This is a genomic window from Chitinophaga chungangae (genome assembly GCF_017742215.1).
GTDB lineage: Bacteria > Bacteroidota > Bacteroidia > Chitinophagales > Chitinophagaceae > Chitinophaga > Chitinophaga chungangae.
This window is the reverse complement of record NZ_JAGHKP010000003.1, coordinates 1,195,881-1,210,292: the sequence shown is the minus strand read 5'-3', so window position 1 is coordinate 1,210,292 and position 14,412 is coordinate 1,195,881. Positions and strand designations below refer to the sequence as shown.

Annotated in this window: 17 protein-coding genes; 11 read left to right on the top strand and 6 right to left on the bottom strand. The window is 53.7% G+C overall.

All coding sequences use genetic code 11. The annotated features are described in order from the left end of the window. Window positions 1-2 precede the first annotated feature (2 nt). Window positions 3-419 carry a nucleoside-diphosphate kinase gene (locus tag J7I43_RS19265; protein ID WP_209147490.1) on the bottom strand — a complete coding sequence of 139 codons (417 nt, stop codon included), beginning with the start codon at window positions 417-419 and terminating at the stop codon, window positions 3-5. A gap of 179 nt (window positions 420-598) precedes the next feature. On the opposite strand from J7I43_RS19265, the gene J7I43_RS19260 reads away from it, so the two are divergent. After that, on the top strand, window positions 599-1,603 hold the full coding sequence (locus tag J7I43_RS19260) for a DHH family phosphoesterase (RefSeq protein ID WP_209147489.1): 1,005 nt from the start codon (window positions 599-601) through the stop codon (window positions 1,601-1,603). A 126-nt stretch (window positions 1,604-1,729) separates the two neighbouring features. After that, window positions 1,730-2,605 (top strand): FKBP-type peptidyl-prolyl cis-trans isomerase, encoded by an 876-nt coding sequence (locus tag J7I43_RS19255; RefSeq protein ID WP_209147488.1) that lies wholly within the window; start codon window positions 1,730-1,732, stop codon window positions 2,603-2,605. Between the two features lie 102 nt (window positions 2,606-2,707). On the opposite strand, the gene J7I43_RS19250 is transcribed toward J7I43_RS19255, so the two are convergent. Together J7I43_RS19250 and purB are read right to left on the bottom strand one after the other, a co-directional pair. Beyond that, window positions 2,708-3,103 (bottom strand): thiol-disulfide oxidoreductase DCC family protein, encoded by a 396-nt coding sequence (locus J7I43_RS19250; protein WP_209147487.1) that lies wholly within the window; start codon window positions 3,101-3,103, stop codon window positions 2,708-2,710. Beyond that, a complete protein-coding gene (gene purB, locus J7I43_RS19245; RefSeq protein WP_209147486.1) occupies window positions 3,103-4,443 on the bottom strand; it encodes an adenylosuccinate lyase in 1,341 nt (446 codons plus the stop codon). The genes J7I43_RS19250 and purB overlap by 1 nt, the downstream gene beginning before the upstream one ends. A gap of 59 nt (window positions 4,444-4,502) precedes the next feature. Between purB and J7I43_RS19240 the strand changes: the two genes are divergently transcribed. Both J7I43_RS19240 and J7I43_RS19235 read left to right on the top strand, forming a co-directional pair. Beyond that, entirely contained in the window at window positions 4,503-5,240 is a 738-nt protein-coding gene (locus J7I43_RS19240; RefSeq protein ID WP_209147485.1) for a menaquinone biosynthetic enzyme MqnA/MqnD family protein, read from the top strand. A 44-nt stretch (window positions 5,241-5,284) separates the two neighbouring features. Beyond that, complete coding sequence (locus tag J7I43_RS19235) at window positions 5,285-5,941, top strand: NADPH-dependent F420 reductase (RefSeq protein WP_209147484.1); 657 nt, start codon at window positions 5,285-5,287, stop codon at window positions 5,939-5,941. Here J7I43_RS19235 and J7I43_RS19230 read toward each other — a convergent pair. Next, on the bottom strand, window positions 5,867-7,147 hold the full coding sequence (locus J7I43_RS19230; protein WP_209147483.1) for a TCR/Tet family MFS transporter: 1,281 nt from the start codon (window positions 7,145-7,147) through the stop codon (window positions 5,867-5,869). The genes J7I43_RS19235 and J7I43_RS19230 overlap by 75 nt on opposite strands. Before the next feature lie 130 nt (window positions 7,148-7,277). Here J7I43_RS19230 and J7I43_RS19225 point away from each other — a divergent pair, with 130 nt between their 5' ends. Further along, a complete protein-coding gene (locus J7I43_RS19225; RefSeq protein WP_209147482.1) occupies window positions 7,278-7,439 on the top strand; it encodes a DUF1328 domain-containing protein in 162 nt (53 codons plus the stop codon). 6 nt (window positions 7,440-7,445) lie between these two features. Here the strand turns inward: J7I43_RS19225 and recF are convergent, their stop codons facing one another. Then, window positions 7,446-8,534: a DNA replication/repair protein RecF gene (gene recF, locus J7I43_RS19220; protein ID WP_209147481.1), complete on the bottom strand. Its 1,089-nt coding sequence runs from the start codon at window positions 8,532-8,534 to the stop codon at window positions 7,446-7,448. 170 nt (window positions 8,535-8,704) lie between these two features. Between recF and pdhA the strand changes: the two genes are divergently transcribed. The 6 genes from pdhA to J7I43_RS19190 all read left to right on the top strand — a co-directional run bounded on the left by pdhA (window position 8,705) and on the right by J7I43_RS19190 (window position 12,970). Further along, window positions 8,705-9,697 (top strand): pyruvate dehydrogenase (acetyl-transferring) E1 component subunit alpha, encoded by a 993-nt coding sequence (gene pdhA / locus J7I43_RS19215; RefSeq protein WP_378108796.1) that lies wholly within the window; start codon window positions 8,705-8,707, stop codon window positions 9,695-9,697. A 36-nt stretch (window positions 9,698-9,733) separates the two neighbouring features. After that, window positions 9,734-10,432: a tetratricopeptide repeat protein gene (locus J7I43_RS19210; protein ID WP_209147479.1), complete on the top strand. Its 699-nt coding sequence runs from the start codon at window positions 9,734-9,736 to the stop codon at window positions 10,430-10,432. A gap of 8 nt (window positions 10,433-10,440) precedes the next feature. Beyond that, a complete protein-coding gene (gene ribH / locus J7I43_RS19205) occupies window positions 10,441-10,944 on the top strand; it encodes a 6,7-dimethyl-8-ribityllumazine synthase (RefSeq protein ID WP_209147478.1) in 504 nt (167 codons plus the stop codon). 76 nt (window positions 10,945-11,020) lie between these two features. After that, window positions 11,021-11,740, top strand: coding sequence for a (Fe-S)-binding protein (locus tag J7I43_RS19200; protein ID WP_209147477.1), 720 nt, complete (start codon window positions 11,021-11,023; stop codon window positions 11,738-11,740). A gap of 95 nt (window positions 11,741-11,835) precedes the next feature. Further along, window positions 11,836-12,246: an EVE domain-containing protein gene (locus tag J7I43_RS19195; RefSeq protein WP_209147476.1), complete on the top strand. Its 411-nt coding sequence runs from the start codon at window positions 11,836-11,838 to the stop codon at window positions 12,244-12,246. A gap of 43 nt (window positions 12,247-12,289) precedes the next feature. After that, on the top strand, window positions 12,290-12,970 hold the full coding sequence (locus J7I43_RS19190) for a Sir2 family NAD-dependent protein deacetylase (protein ID WP_209147475.1): 681 nt from the start codon (window positions 12,290-12,292) through the stop codon (window positions 12,968-12,970). A 93-nt stretch (window positions 12,971-13,063) separates the two neighbouring features. Here the strand turns inward: J7I43_RS19190 and J7I43_RS19185 are convergent, their stop codons facing one another. After that, a complete protein-coding gene (locus J7I43_RS19185) occupies window positions 13,064-14,389 on the bottom strand; it encodes a saccharopine dehydrogenase C-terminal domain-containing protein (protein ID WP_209147474.1) in 1,326 nt (441 codons plus the stop codon). Window positions 14,390-14,412: the final 23 nt, after the last annotated feature.

The following is a 14,412-nucleotide window of genomic DNA, read 5'->3' as shown; positions in this document are numbered from 1 at the left end:
CCTTAGAATTTCTCCAGGCCACTAAAGAAGAAGTTTCCTTCGATCGCGGCGTTTTCGTCTGAATCGGAACCGTGAACGGCGTTGCGGCCGATGGATTCAGCGTAGATCTTGCGGATGGTGCCTTCTTCGGCCTGGGCGGGGTTGGTGGCGCCGATCAGCTTGCGGAAGTCTTCCACTGCATTGTTTTTCTCGAGAATAGCGGCAACGATATGGCCGCTGCTCATAAATTCAACGAGTTCACCGTAAAAAGGCCGCTCTTTATGCACTGCGTAAAATTCGCCGGCTTTTTCAGCGCTCAGGCGGGTCAGTTTCATGGCTACGATCCGGAAACCTGCCGCGCAGATCTTGTCCAGGATGCCGCCGATATGCCCGTTCTGCACTGCGTCGGGCTTGATCATGGTAAATGTTCTGTTGCTCATATTGTGAATTAGTCGTTTAACGGTAAAAAACCTCAATGCGCCGCAAAAGTAAACAGTTTTTGATTACCCGTAAAAAATTTTGAAATTCTGGCTCAAATAAAGAACTTCGCACTTCGTTTGCATGAACGGAGGCAGTTGGCTGCACAACACCTTGTACATTAAAATATTACAGTTTAGGAATGAAGCCGATCGAGGATATCAAGCCGCTGCTGGACAGCCCCAAGAAAATAGTGGTGACGATGCATCAGAAACCTGATGCGGACGCCATGGGTTCTTCACTGGCCCTGTACCACTATTTGCGGCGCAAAGGGCACGACGTAACGGTTATTTCGCCCACCAATTTCCCGGATTTCCTGAAATGGATGCCCGGCAGCGAAGGAGTGCTCGATTTCGAATCGGCGCAGGAAAAGTCGATCAAAGCGCTGGAGGGCGTTGAAATGCTGTTTTGCCTGGATTTCAACACCATGAGCCGCACCAAGAACCTGGCGCCTTTCCTGGACAAACTGCAGTGCGTGAAAGTGCTGATCGACCATCACCTGGAACCTTCTCCGGACTTCGATTACGGCACCAGCGACACCTCCGCGGCTTCCACGGCCCTGCTGGTGTACGAATTCATCTACCGCCTCGGCGACGAGCATTATATCGACAACGACATCGCCCAGTGCATTTATGCCGGTACCATGACGGATACCGGGTCTTTCCGCTTCGCTTCCACGTCGGCGCGCGTGCACCGAATGGTGGCCGATCTGCTGGAAAGAGGGCTGGAGCATGAATATATCCACCAGGCCATTTACGACAATTTCCTGGAGAACCGCCTGCGTTTCATCGGCCATAGCCTGCTGAACCGCATGGAGGTGTATTACGAAACCAATACCGCCATCATGGCGATCCCTTACAGCGACCTCAAACGGTTCGACCTGCAAACGGGCGATACGGAAGGGCTGGTAAATTTCCTTTTGTCCATACAAGGCATTAAATTAGCGGCGCTGATCATCGACCGTAACAGCGAGGTGAAGCTTTCTTTCCGTTCCAAAGGCAACTTTGACGTGAATACTTTCGCGCGGAAATATTTCGACGGCGGCGGGCATTTTAACGCTTCCGGAGGCCGGAGCACCGATTCCCTGGACAGGACCGTGCAGCGTTTCCTGAAAGCGATGCACGAAAATGAGGATTTGTTGCAGTAAAAGTATTAATATTATAGAATGATATATCAATGAAATGAGGCCCGTTGGCCTCATTACTTATGAATCAGAATGCTGAAAACAGGCGGGATGCAAGTTCCGTTTGACCATAAAAAACAAAACGAACAAATGAAAAAGAACAACCTGTTACTTGCTGCATCACTGGGAGCCCTGGCCCTGGCCAGCTGTGGTAAAAGCGGCCCGAAAAAAACGCCGGGCGGCATCGCCTTTACGATCGAAAAGGCCGGGAAGGGTGAAAAACTGAAGAAAGGCGATACCGTACTGGTACACTTCGCTTCTTACCTGAACGATTCCCTGTTGATGAGCTCCCGCCAGCAGCAAGGCAGCGCGCTGCCGCTGGTGATCACCGAATCCCGCGACAAATACGACCTGATGGACGGTTTCGCCATGCTCACCGAAGGTGACAGCGCCGTATTCGTACTGCCCGTGGATTCCATGCCGCAGATGCCTCCCATGGCTAAAAAAGGCGACGTGATGAAAGTGGCTTTCGTGGTGGAAAGCAAATATGCCGCCGCTAAACAGAACGCACAGGAAGAAAAAGAAATCGCTGAATACATCCAGAAAAACAACCTGAAAACCACCAAATCCCCCAAAGGCGTACACATCGCTGTAACCCAGGAAGGTACCGGTGCACAGGCTAAAGCCGGCGACGAAGTGACCGTGAACTACACCGGCAAACTGATGGACGGCACCAAGTTCGATTCCAACGTGGATTCAACGATCCGCCCCGGCATGCCGCTGGAGCCCCTGAAATTCAACGTAGGCGAAGGCCGTGTTATTCCCGGATGGGACGATGCCCTGGCCCAGCTGAAAAAAGGCTCCAAAGCCACGCTGGTGATCCCGTCTTCACTGGCTTACGGCCTGCAAGGCTCCGGCCCGATCATCAAACCCAACAGCATCCTCGTGTTCGACGTTGAACTGCTGGACGTGAAACCGGGCGCTCCCGCAGAGATCCCTGCCACGCCTCCGCCTCCTGCCAAGTAATCTGTGAATGAATCATTATAATCAATGCCGGCTCTTTGATGGGCCGGCATTTTTTTATGCGCTAAACACAAAGGGCCGGCGAATTTGCCAGCCCTTCGTGTTTTATAAAAACTTCCGCCGGGTACGTTCGTCCGGCACCATACAGCTTTCTTTTTTCCCGAACCATTTATAACGGTTCTTCGCCACCAGGTTGTACGCCGCATCGCGGAGGAAGCGGGGCACGATGATGAACGCGTAGGTCATATTCAGCGGGAAACCCAGCCTCCGCGCCACTTTCAGCGCAGCGGTGCTTTTGCTGAACGTTTTCCCGTTTTCGACGAGGATGAACGTGTTGAGCGCCGCAGGGTCGAAATGGTATTGTTCCTGCAAAGCCCGCCCCGTGGCGGACTGCAGCGGCGCGAAACGGAAATGATCGCGCCCGTCGCGGCGGATCAGGAAGTTCACGCTCGCATTGCAGAAGTTGCACACGCCGTCGAACAATATGACCGCGTGCTCCATTAGTGGATACCGGTGTAGTTATGCGGCGTAATGGCTTTCAGTTCCTTTTTCAGCGCGGCGCTGATCTTCAGCCCGTCGATGAATTTGTGCATGGTTTTCTGCGTGATCTGTTCGCCGCCGCGGGTCAGTTCTTTCAGCGCTTCGTAAGGCTGCGGGTAGTTCTCGCGGCGCAGTACCGTTTGAATGGCTTCCGCCACCACGGCCCAGTTGTGCTCGAGATCGTCGTGCAGTTTGCCGGCGTTGAGGATGAGTTTGTTCAAACCTTTGTCGAGGCTTTTGAAGGCGAGCAGCGTATGCGCGAAAGGCACGCCCACGTTGCGCAGCACGGTGGAATCCGTCAGGTCGCGCTGGAGGCGGCTGATGGGCAGTTTGGCGCTGAGGTGCTCGAAGATGGCGTTGGCCAGGCCGAGGTTGCCTTCGGCGTTCTCGAAATCGATCGGGTTCACTTTATGCGGCATCGCGGAGGAGCCTACTTCGTTTTTCTTGATCTTCTGTTTGAAATAATCCATGGAAATGTACGTCCATACGTCGCGCGCAAAATCCACCAGGATGTTGTTCACCCTTTTAAGCGTGTCGAACTGCGCGGCGATGTTGTCGTAATGCTCGATCTGCGTGGTGAACTGCATGCGTTGCAGGCCCAGCACGTTGTTCACGAACTTGTTGCCGAATTTTTCCCAGTTAACGGAAGGAAAAGCCACATGATGCGCGTTGAAATTACCGGTAGCGCCGCCGAACTTGGCCGCGAAAGGAATGTCGGAGAGCAGCTTCACCTGTCCTTCCAGCCTTTCCACGAACACCTGGATCTCTTTACCGAGGCGGGTGGGGGAAGCGGGCTGACCGTGGGTGCGGGCCAGCATCGGCACGTTTTTCCAGTCTTTGGCGAGTTTTTTCAGGTGAAGGATGAGATTGGCGATGGCAGGGAGATACACGTGCTCCACGGCTTCTTTCCAAAGCAGGGGCGTGGCGGTATTGTTCACGTCCTGCGAAGTGAGGCCGAAGTGCACCCATTCGAGTTTGTCTTCCAGCCCGATGGTTTTCAGCTCGTTCTTAAGGAAATATTCCACGGCCTTCACGTCGTGATTGGTTACTTTTTCAGTGTCCTTCACCAGCTGGGCGTTCTCCACGGAAAATTCCTGGTAGATCTTGCGCAGGGCCGGAACTTTGGCCTTTGGAAGGGAGAACAGTTTCTGTTCAGACAGGGCAATGAAGTATTCCACCTCCACCTGTACACGGTAACGAATCAACGCGAACTCGGAAAAATAGGGAGCCAGTTCTTCGAGTTGACCCCTGTAACGCCCGTCTACCGGGGAAATAGCAGTTAAAGCTTGTAATTGCATCATGTATTGATTATCCTGTCAAATAAAATTCCTGTATTTTAGCAGGCTCAAAATTACAGAAATTGGAACGGAAAGTAAAAGTAGCGGCAGTCAGTTATCTGAATACGAAGCCTTTGTTGTACGGATTTGAGGGTCATAAGGTGCTCCGGTCCATGGAATTGACGATGGATTACCCCGCGAAGATCGCGCGGCAGCTGATAGACGGGGAGGTAGACGTGGCGCTGGTGCCGGTAGCCATCATTCCCAAATTAAAAGAATACCACATTATCGCGGATTTCTGCATCGGGGCAGAAGGGCCGGTGGCATCGGTGTGCCTTTTCAGCGAAGTGCCCATGCAGGAGATCAAACGTATTTACCTCGATTACCAGAGCCGCACCTCCGTAGCGCTGCTGAAAGTGCTGGTGCGCGAATACTGGAAGCTGGACGTGGAGCTGGTGGAAACCGAAGGAGGGTACGAACATCTTATCAAAGGCACCGATGCGGGACTGGTGATCGGCGACAGGGCGTTGCATCAGCGTCGTATTTCACCGTTCATCTACGACCTGGCAGAAGCCTGGATGCGTTTTACCAGCCTGCCGTTCGTATTCGCCGCATGGATCAGCAACAAACCGCTGCCGGTGGAATTCATCCAGTTGTTCAACGACGCCAACAGCATCGGGCTGAACAGCCTGCCGACGGTGGTGGCGGAGAACAATAGCCCGGATTACGACCTTACGGCCTATTATACACAAAATATCAGCTACCGTTTAACCCCCGCCAAACGGCAGGGCATGCAGCGCTTCCTTTCGTACCTGCAGTAAATGCCGGGGCTTTTGTGTAACTTACCATACTAAATCCTGGTAGTATGAAGATTGCTATCCTTGGATCAGGCGAAACCGGGCTGGCGCTTGCCGCGGGCTTCGGCAGCCTGGGGCATGCCGTTATGATAGGCACCCGCCATACCGGCAAACCTTCGCTGGAGCAATGGCGCAAAGAGCACAGCGGGATCGCCGCGGGATCTTACTCCGAGGCGGCCGCATTCGGCGAGGTCATCTTCCTCTGCACGCACTGGCAGGGCACCAAGGAAGCCGTTGAAATGTCCGGCATCTGGAACTTTAAAAAAAAGGTGCTCATAGACGTTACCAATCCCCTAGATGGCAGAGGCCCCGACAAAACAGGCAGGCTCAACCTCGCGCCCGGCGGGCACAATGCTTCGGGAGGCGAACAGGTGCAGGCATGGCTGCAGGATACGATGGTGGTAAAAGCCCTCAACAGCCACGGCAGCCGGCTGATGGTAAAACCTTCTCTTTCGCAGGGCACTCCCGTAATGTTCATCGCCGGAAACGACCGGCTGGCCAAGCTGGCCGTGTCAGACCTGCTCAGCCAGCTTGGCTGGAAAGACGTGATCGATATCGGCGGCATCGAAATGAGCCGTCACCTGGAATCGTTATACGTGCTGTGGTTCGCCTACGGCTTCAGGAACGGTGGCTGGGACCATGCTTTTGCTTTTCTCCGGCAATGACCGCCGGAAACTGCGGATGGCCAGCACCGCCGCGGTAAGTGTAAGCAGCGCGCTCATGAAAAACGGCGCCGCCGGGAAATGGAACGGCCGCTCTTCCTGCGTGAAATAATGGAAAAGCCCCGTCATCAGCAGCGGGCCGATGATATTGGTAAGACTGATCAGGCTGGTTAAGGCGCCCTGTAATTCTCCCTGTTCGTTCGGCGGCACCTGGTTGCTGATCACGCCCTGCAGGCTGGGGCCGAAAATGCCGCCCATGGCGTAAATGGCCAATATGGCAAACATCATCCAGCCTTCGGTCGCCATGCCGAACAAAATAAAGCTCACCCCATAGATCAGCAGCCCGATATACACCGCGCGGTGATACCCCAGCTTCGGCAATACTGCCCTGATCAGTCCTCCCTGCACAATGGCCAGCATCAGGCCCGTAAAGGAGAGGGAATACCCCACCATCTTTTCGGTCCAGCTGAATTTGTACATCGTGAAATACGTCCAGTTGCTCTGGATGGAATGGGCTGCCGTGAAAACGAGCGCAATGGCGCCCAGGAGGGAATACACCTTTTTGTATTTCCGGATCTGCACAAGCGCGCCGACAGGGTTGGCCCGTTTCCATTCGAAGGCCCTGCGGTTTTCCTTTTTAAGGGATTCCGGGAGGATAAAATAACCGTAGAGCCAGTTGATCAGCGAAAGACAGGCCGCCAGCAGGAAAGGCGCGCGCACGCCCCATTCGCCCGCCACAATGCCGCCGATGGTGGGGCCGAGAATAAACCCGAGACCCAGCGCCATCCCGACCAGCCCGAAATTCTGGGCGCGTTTTTCGGGCGTGCTGATATCGGCGATATAGGCCGATGCGGCCGTCATGCTCGCGCCGGTGACGCCGAGTATAATGCGGCCCAGGAACAGCCAGAAAATGGAGGGCGCAAAGGCCAGGAACAGGTAATCGACACCCATGCCGAACATAGACACGAGCAGGACGGGCCTGCGGCCGTATTTATCGCTGAGCCCGCCGAGAACGGGAGCGAAGAAAAACTGGATGAACGCATAGGCAAATGTGAGCCAGCCGCCGTATTGCGATGCGTCGCTCACGTTCCCGCCGATCAGTTGTTCGATCAGTTTGGGTATTACCGGGCTGATAATGCCGAAGCCGATAAAATCGATGAGTAAAGTGAAGAAGATAAAAGTCAATGGCCCCGTTTGCCTGCGTATCATAAAAAGAATTTGCGCAAAAGTAGCCGTATTCAGGACGGCGAACGGGCGCTAAATGTCCAACTGCATTCGTGGAATGATAATTGCAAAAGGAACAATATAGCGATATTGTTTAACCTTAAAACCATTGATTATGTTACGCTGGGCTGTAATTTTCCTCATCATCGCCATCGTGGCGGCCATTTTCGGGTTTGGCGGGATCGCCGCGGGCGCGGTTTCCATCGCCAAGATCCTCTTTTTCATCTTCATAGTGCTGTTCCTCATTTCCCTGATAGCGGGGCTGATGCGGAAATAGGCGGGTTTATTCTTCCTGCATGGATATCAGCTGGATCACGCCGGGATTGTCTGCAAACGCCGCCCGGAGCCTGTCTTCGTGTGTGTCTGTAATAAAAACCTGGCCGTAATCCGGCCCCTGCACGAGTGTTATAAGCCGCGAAACCCTTTCCTGGTCCAGCTTTTCAAACACATCGTCGAGCAGCAGGATGGGGGGGAACTGTTTATGCGCGCGGATCGCCTCGTATTGTGCCAGTTTAAGCGCGAACAGGAAGCTCTTGCGCTGGCCCTGCGAGGCGCTCGTTTTCATGGGATGTTCGTCCAGCAGGAACAGCAGATCGTCCCGGTGAATGCCCTGTGTGGTGCGCTGCATTTGTTTGTCGCGCAGGCGGTTGGCCGCCAGCAGCGCGGCCAGCGGTTGTTCCAGCAACTGGCTCTGGTATCGGAAGGCCACGGTCTCGTGTTTGCCAGCGAGATAATCGTACCGGTCCTGCACCTTGCCGATGAACGTTTCCAGGAATTGTTTCCTGGCTTCGAACACCGGCGCCCCATGTTGTACCATTTGTTCATCAAATACGTCCAGCAGCGGGTCGGGCGAATGGCTCATCGTTGGCATGGCCTTGAGCAGGCTGTTGCGCTGCTGCAACACTTTATGGTAGGCGATAAGATGGTCGAGATAGCCGGGGAGGAGCTGGGAAAGCAGCGCGTCCAGCCATTTGCGGCGGTCCTCGCTGCCGCCGAGAATGATCTCCGCATCGTCCGGCGCGATCATTACGGCGGGGAACTGGCCGATGTGGCGGGAGAATTTATCGTAGGGCTCGTCGTTGAGCGCGATCTCTTTTTTACCGTCTTTCACGGTGCACACGATCTTTTCCTCTTTGAGGTGCCTTTGCAGGCTGGCTTCCAGCCTGAACCCGTTCATGGTATACTGTACGTTCTGGTTTTCGGCGGTGCTGAAATAACTTTTGGTAAAACAGAGGTAATAGATGGCGTCGAGCAGGTTGGTTTTACCGGAGCCGTTGCGGCCGGTAATGCCAACGATCCGGGAGGTAAACCGGAAGCTGCGGTGTGCGTAATTCTTGAACTGGGTGAGTGATATTTTGGAAACGGAAAGCAATCCTGCGATATATAATTAATATAATGAAGTAATATTTTTAATGAATGGAGGAGCAATCTCTTGCATCTCCCGAAGCGGGTTTGCGCTTCCTTCTGCAAAATTGCTTGAATTTGCAGATTTTCCTGTTATATTTGCGAACAAATTTAGAAATAGTGCAAACTTTAACAGACGTGAAAACGAAATTCACCAAAGAGACTTATCTGTACTGGTACGAATTGATGCTGTTACTGCGCCGTTTTGAAGAAAAAGCGGGGCAACTCTACGGTATGCAAAAAATACGTGGCTTTTGCCATTTATATATTGGTCAGGAAGCGATTGCGGCTGCAGCGATGACGGCCACCAAACCGGGCGATAAATTCATCACGGCTTACCGCGACCACGCGCTGGCGATCGCGAAAGGCATTTCCGCGAAAGAATGTATGGCCGAACTGTATGGTAAAGCTACCGGCTGTTCCAAAGGCAAAGGCGGCTCCATGCACTTTTTCTCCAAAGAGCACGGTTTCTTCGGCGGTCACGGTATCGTGGGCGCACAGATCGGCACCGGCGCGGGCCTCGCGTTTGCCGAGCAATACCTCGGCACGCAGAACGCCGTATTGTGTTTCTTCGGCGACGGCGCCGCACGCCAGGGCATGCTGCACGAAACCTTCAACATGGCCATGCTGTGGAAACTTCCCGTGGTATTCATCTGCGAGAACAACCACTACGCCATGGGCACTTCCGTTGAACGTACTTCCAACGTGCTCGACATCTACAAACTGGCAGACGCTTACGAAATGCCCGCCGATTCCATCGACGGCATGAGCTGCGAAGCCGTTCACGAAGGCATCGAAAGAGCGATCAACCGAGCGCGCGAAAACGGCGGCCCGACCCTGCTCGAGATCAAAACATACCGCTACCGCGGCCACTCCATGAGCGACCCGGCCAAATACCGCACAAAAGAAGAGGTGGAAGAATATAAAGAAAGAGATCCGCTGACGCTGGTGCTCAACACCCTGCAGAAAAACAAGTGGATCAACGACGCAGAACTGGAAGCGATCAACGAAAGAGTGAAAAACGAAGTGGAAGAATCCGTGAAATTCGCCGAAGAAAGCCCCTGGCCGTCTGACGACGAACTGCTGAAAGATGTTTACATCCAGCAGGATTATCCTTTTATCGTTGATTAATTCCCCTGTCCACCTATCAAATATTTAACAACAACAATGGCAGACAACAAACCAAACACCAAACAGGCAGCAGCTGCCAAAAACCAGGATTTCGACCTCCAGGCCACGGCAGACCGCGCGCAGGATTTTTATACGAAGAACAAAAACGTAATCAACATCGCCGTGCTGGCGGTAGTGGTGATCGTCGGCGGTTATTTCGGCTACAACCGTTTTGTGAAAGCCCCCAACGAAAAGAAAGCGCAGGAATCCATTTTCTGGGCGCAGAACAACTTCGCGGTGGATTCTTTCAGGCTCGCGCTTAACGGCGACGGCAACAACTACGGTTTTCTCCAGGTGATCGACAAATACGGCGGCACCAAAGCCGGCAACCTCGCCAAATACAGCGCAGGCGTTTGTTACGTGAAAATGGGCGAATACCAGAAAGGCATCGACCTGCTGAAAAGCTTTTCTTCAGACGACCTGGTCGTGAAATCCATGGCAGACGGCCTGATCGGCGATGCTTACATGGAGCTGAATAAAGCGGACGAAGCGGTTTCCTACTACAAAAAAGCAAGTGCGGACGACAACGAGCTGCTCAGCCCGATGTACCTCTTCCGCGCCGGCCTCGCGCTTGAAAAAAGCAACAAAATGCAGGATGCGATCGCCATCTACGAACAGATCAAACAGAAATATCCGCAGTCTGCAGAAGGCGGCCAGATGGATAAATACCTGGCAAGGCTCGGAGTGGTGAAATAATTCAGGAAATGTCCATACACAATCAGACCTTACTTGACAACGCTGGCATTCTTCAACTGGAGGGTGCCAGTGTTGTTATTGTTTATACGGAGTGGAACGATTTTATCGTTAACGAACTGGTGGCGGGCGCCGAGCGCACGCTGGACCAATATAAGGTGAATCATAAAAAACTGATCGTGCCCGGCTCTTTCGAACTGCCGTTCGCCTGCAAACAGATCTGGGAGCAATCCAAAGGCACGGGCAGCCAGCCCAGCGCCATCATCGCTTTCGGATGCGTCATCCGCGGAGAAACGCCGCATTTCGATTACGTTTGCAAAGCAGCTACAGACGGCATTTTGCAGCTGAACCTCGAACTGCCGGTGCCCGTCGTTTTCGGCGTGCTCACCGTGAACACCACCGAACAGGCTACAGACCGCCTGGGCGGCGCTCACGGCCACAAAGGGGAAGAAGGCGCGCTCACCGCCCTTAAAATGATCAGCTTCCAGCGGCAACTTTCAAAAAGCTATCTGTAATTAGCAACAAACTATCTGCGCGTGAAGGCTGAACACGTTATTTTTGATGCTTATTGACCCAAACTGATACTGACAGATGAACGTACACCTTTTCATACCGTGCTTCGTAGACCAGCTTTTCCCGGAAACCGCCTTCAACATGGTAAAAGTACTCGAGAAACTGGGCTGCAACGTAAGTTATAATACAGAGCAGACCTGCTGCGGCCAGCCGGCTTTTAACGCAGGGTACCAGGACGAGTGCCGTTCCGTAGCGACAAAATTCCTCAAAGACTTCCACACATACGATTATATCGTTGCGCCCAGCGGTTCCTGCACCGGTTTTGTGCGCAACTATTACGGCAAATTGTTCGACAACTCCGCCGCACATAACGACGTAAAACTGCTCCGCAAAAACCTGTACGAGTTCACCGAATTCCTCGTGGACGTGCTGCGCGTGACAGACGTGGGCGCCACGCTCGAAGGCGTAGGCACTTACCACGACGCCTGCGGCGCTTTGCGCGAATGCGGCATCAAGGCGGGGCCGCGCCAGCTGCTCGAAAAAGTGAAGGGGCTGGAGCTGCGAGAAATGAACGACAGCGAAGTATGCTGCGGCTTCGGCGGTACTTTCGCCGTAAAATACAAGCCCATTTCGCTGGGCATGGGAGAGCAGAAAGTACACAACGCCAGCGACAGCGGGGCGGACTACCTCATCTCCACCGACCTCAGCTGCCTCATGCACCTGGATGGCTACATCCGCAAACACGGGCAGAGCATTAAGATCATGCACATCGCGGACGTACTGGCCAGCGGCTGGTAAAATACAGCGCCACCGCGCGCCGCAGGATCATGCGCCTGCCGGTGGGTGGGCTTTGGCACAAAGCGGAATTACCTCACTGATAAAATACTTCGAGCATGCAATACTGGTTAGTGAAATCGGAACCTTTTAAATATTCCTGGGACCAATTTGTGGCCGATGGCCAAACGCATTGGGACGGCGTGCGTAACTATGCGGCCCGCAATAACCTGCGCGCCATGAAAAAAGGCGACCAGGTGCTTTGGTATCACAGCAACGAAGGGCTGGAGATCGTGGGCATTGCCAAAGTGGTGAAAGAATCTTACCAGGACCCCACCACGCCCGATCCCGCGTGGCTGGCGGTAGACCTGGCGCCGCTGAAAAAACTGAAGAAGCCGGTAACGCTGGCGCAGATGAAAGCGGAGAAAAGCCTCGCCAACATGGACCTCATCAGGCTGGGCCGTTTGTCTGTCGGAACGGTCAAAGAAGACGAGTTCAAAAAGATCATGGAAATGGCGAACGCCAAATAAGATTTTTCCCCCGCAAACCCCGTTCACACAAAACCAACGCAACATGAAACCAAAGCTTATCGTGCTTACGGGCGCCGGCATCAGCGCCGAGAGCGGCCTCCGCACTTTCAGGGACAGTGACGGGCTGTGGGAGGGATATGATATTTACGAAGTGGCGAGCCCCATGGGATGGGAGAAAAATCCCGGCCTGGTGCAGGATTTTTACAACATGCGCCGCAAAGACGTGATGGCGGCGAGCCCCAACCAGGCGCACCTGCTGCTGGCGAAGCTGGAAGAATGGTACGACGTGCGCATCATCACGCAGAACATCGACGACCTGCACGAGCGCGCGGGCAGTACGCGCGTGCTGCACCTGCACGGCGAGATCCTTAAAAAACGCAGCGTGCTCGACGAAACGGAATTGTACCCTGTAACGGAAGACATTTTAATGGGAGAGCTGGCGCCGGACGGCGGGCAGTTCCGCCCGCACGTGGTGTGGTTTGGCGAAGCGGTGACCATGATAGAGCCCGCGGTGCTGGAAATCGTGCAGGCCGATCTTTTCCTGCTGGTGGGCACCTCGCTGAATGTGTATCCCGCTGCGGGACTGGTGGATTACCTGCGCCCGGGCGTGCCGAAATACATCGTCGACAAAAAGATCCCGCCGGTGAAGGGGAGCGGTTATCACCTCATCGAAAAGCCCGCCACGGAAGGTATGGCGGAGCTGATGGAACTGCTGAAGAAATAAAAAAGCCGTCCCGGCAATAAGCCCGGACGGCCCGTTCATTCACACGTTCAATCTCATTTTTCAAGACGGAGTTACCATAGGAAAAATATCTTCTTACTCGAAACTCTCTTCGAACCTGATATCGTGTTCTTCCAGTTCCCGCAATACAGGGTTGTATACTTCGGGCATTACCGGGATCTGTAAACCTGTTAATTCTAAAGCGCCTGATAAAACCAGTTTGGCCATAATGCCCAGCGGCAGCCCGACTGTTTTGGCCATTGCGGTGCGGAGATTGTCTTCACCCTGAACGATCATGTAACTGTGCAGCTTCGTGCCCATGTTCCGGCGCTCGAACTCGATCTCATGCAGCATCACGATCATGTCCTTATCGGACGGTTCCATTTTGAGCTTCGTGTCCAGCACATGCTGCAGCACGCCCGCATTAGTTTGTTCTCCTAAGTTAATCAATTCCCCGTTCATGATGCCCAGAAATTTGAGCTGTCGGACCAGTTTGCTTTTACTGCTCACGCCGAGGAAAGCAGCCACATTTTCTTCGTGGCTGAGATCCGCGTTCACGGGAATGTTCTGCGAAGCCCAGGCGAACCAGGTCATGTTGGCCGTTTGTTGTTTGCGCGCGTCGTCGGTAAGCCCGAGCTTGATGAGTGCGTTCCAGCCCTCGCAGAAATCCGGGTAACGCAGCGTGGCGCGCATGAAGGTGGGGATGTTGCCGAGGGAATAGACGTCGATATAACTGAGCGAATCGCGGTTGGGATAAAAGGCGAGTTTGCCGAGGCCGGGGATCTGCACGGTTTTGTTCTGGTCGAACAGTTGCTGGTATTCCACTTCCTTCACCTTTCCCTTTTCTTTGTAAGTGGCCCCTGAAATGCCCGCCAATACGATATTCCGGGAGTTCCAGGAGATCTTGTACTGCCAGGGATTGTCGTTGCTTTCGGGAGACACGAGGCCGCCGCAGTAAGATTTGAAACAGTAGATCTGCCCGCCTTTTTTCTCGATGGAATGGATGAGTTTCATGGCGGACATATGATCGATGCCCGGGTCGAGCCCCATTTCGTACATGAAAAGAAGACCGGCTTTTTTGATGTCTTTTTCGAGTTTGCGTATTTCCGGGTCGATATAAGAAGCGGTGAGCAGGTTTTTATGGAACTGAAGGCAATCTTTGGCGACAACGATATGCAGGGCGGGAGGCAGCAGGGAGATCACGAGATCGGTCTCCTGGATCAGCTGCTGGCGCAATGCCTGGTCTTTGATATCGAAAGCGGCGGGAGTGGCATAGTACGATTTGCCGATCTTGGATTTGATCAGCATCAGGTCGCTGTCTGCCACCGTGATATGCCATTTCTGCCGGGGGGCGTTGGCCAGCAAATAGTCGATCAGGACGGTCGCAGACTTACCGGCGCCAAACAATAGAATATTCTTCATAGTCACTTGAAAATGGTTAAAAA

Excerpts from the sequence above, each read along its gene's own strand:
- J7I43_RS19235 (WP_209147484.1), top strand. The coding sequence starts at position 5,285 with ATGAAGATTGCTATCCTTGGATCAGGCGAAACCGGGCTGGCGCTTGCC.
- J7I43_RS19200 (WP_209147477.1), top strand. The coding sequence starts at position 11,021 with ATGAACGTACACCTTTTCATACCGTGCTTCGTAGACCAGCTTTTCCCG.
- J7I43_RS19265 (WP_209147490.1), bottom strand. The coding sequence starts at position 419 with ATGAGCAACAGAACATTTACCATGATCAAGCCCGACGCAGTGCAGAAC.
- ribH (WP_209147478.1), top strand. The coding sequence starts at position 10,441 with ATGTCCATACACAATCAGACCTTACTTGACAACGCTGGCATTCTTCAA.
- J7I43_RS19190 (WP_209147475.1), top strand. The coding sequence starts at position 12,290 with ATGAAACCAAAGCTTATCGTGCTTACGGGCGCCGGCATCAGCGCCGAG.
- J7I43_RS19255 (WP_209147488.1), top strand. The coding sequence starts at position 1,730 with ATGAAAAAGAACAACCTGTTACTTGCTGCATCACTGGGAGCCCTGGCC.
- J7I43_RS19195 (WP_209147476.1), top strand. The coding sequence starts at position 11,836 with ATGCAATACTGGTTAGTGAAATCGGAACCTTTTAAATATTCCTGGGAC.
- J7I43_RS19225 (WP_209147482.1), top strand. The coding sequence starts at position 7,278 with ATGTTACGCTGGGCTGTAATTTTCCTCATCATCGCCATCGTGGCGGCC.
- J7I43_RS19185 (WP_209147474.1), bottom strand. The coding sequence starts at position 14,389 with ATGAAGAATATTCTATTGTTTGGCGCCGGTAAGTCTGCGACCGTCCTG.
- J7I43_RS19210 (WP_209147479.1), top strand. The coding sequence starts at position 9,734 with ATGGCAGACAACAAACCAAACACCAAACAGGCAGCAGCTGCCAAAAAC.
- J7I43_RS19250 (WP_209147487.1), bottom strand. The coding sequence starts at position 3,103 with ATGGAGCACGCGGTCATATTGTTCGACGGCGTGTGCAACTTCTGCAAT.
- J7I43_RS19260 (WP_209147489.1), top strand. The coding sequence starts at position 599 with ATGAAGCCGATCGAGGATATCAAGCCGCTGCTGGACAGCCCCAAGAAA.
- J7I43_RS19230 (WP_209147483.1), bottom strand. The coding sequence starts at position 7,147 with ATGATACGCAGGCAAACGGGGCCATTGACTTTTATCTTCTTCACTTTA.
- purB (WP_209147486.1), bottom strand. The coding sequence starts at position 4,443 with ATGATGCAATTACAAGCTTTAACTGCTATTTCCCCGGTAGACGGGCGT.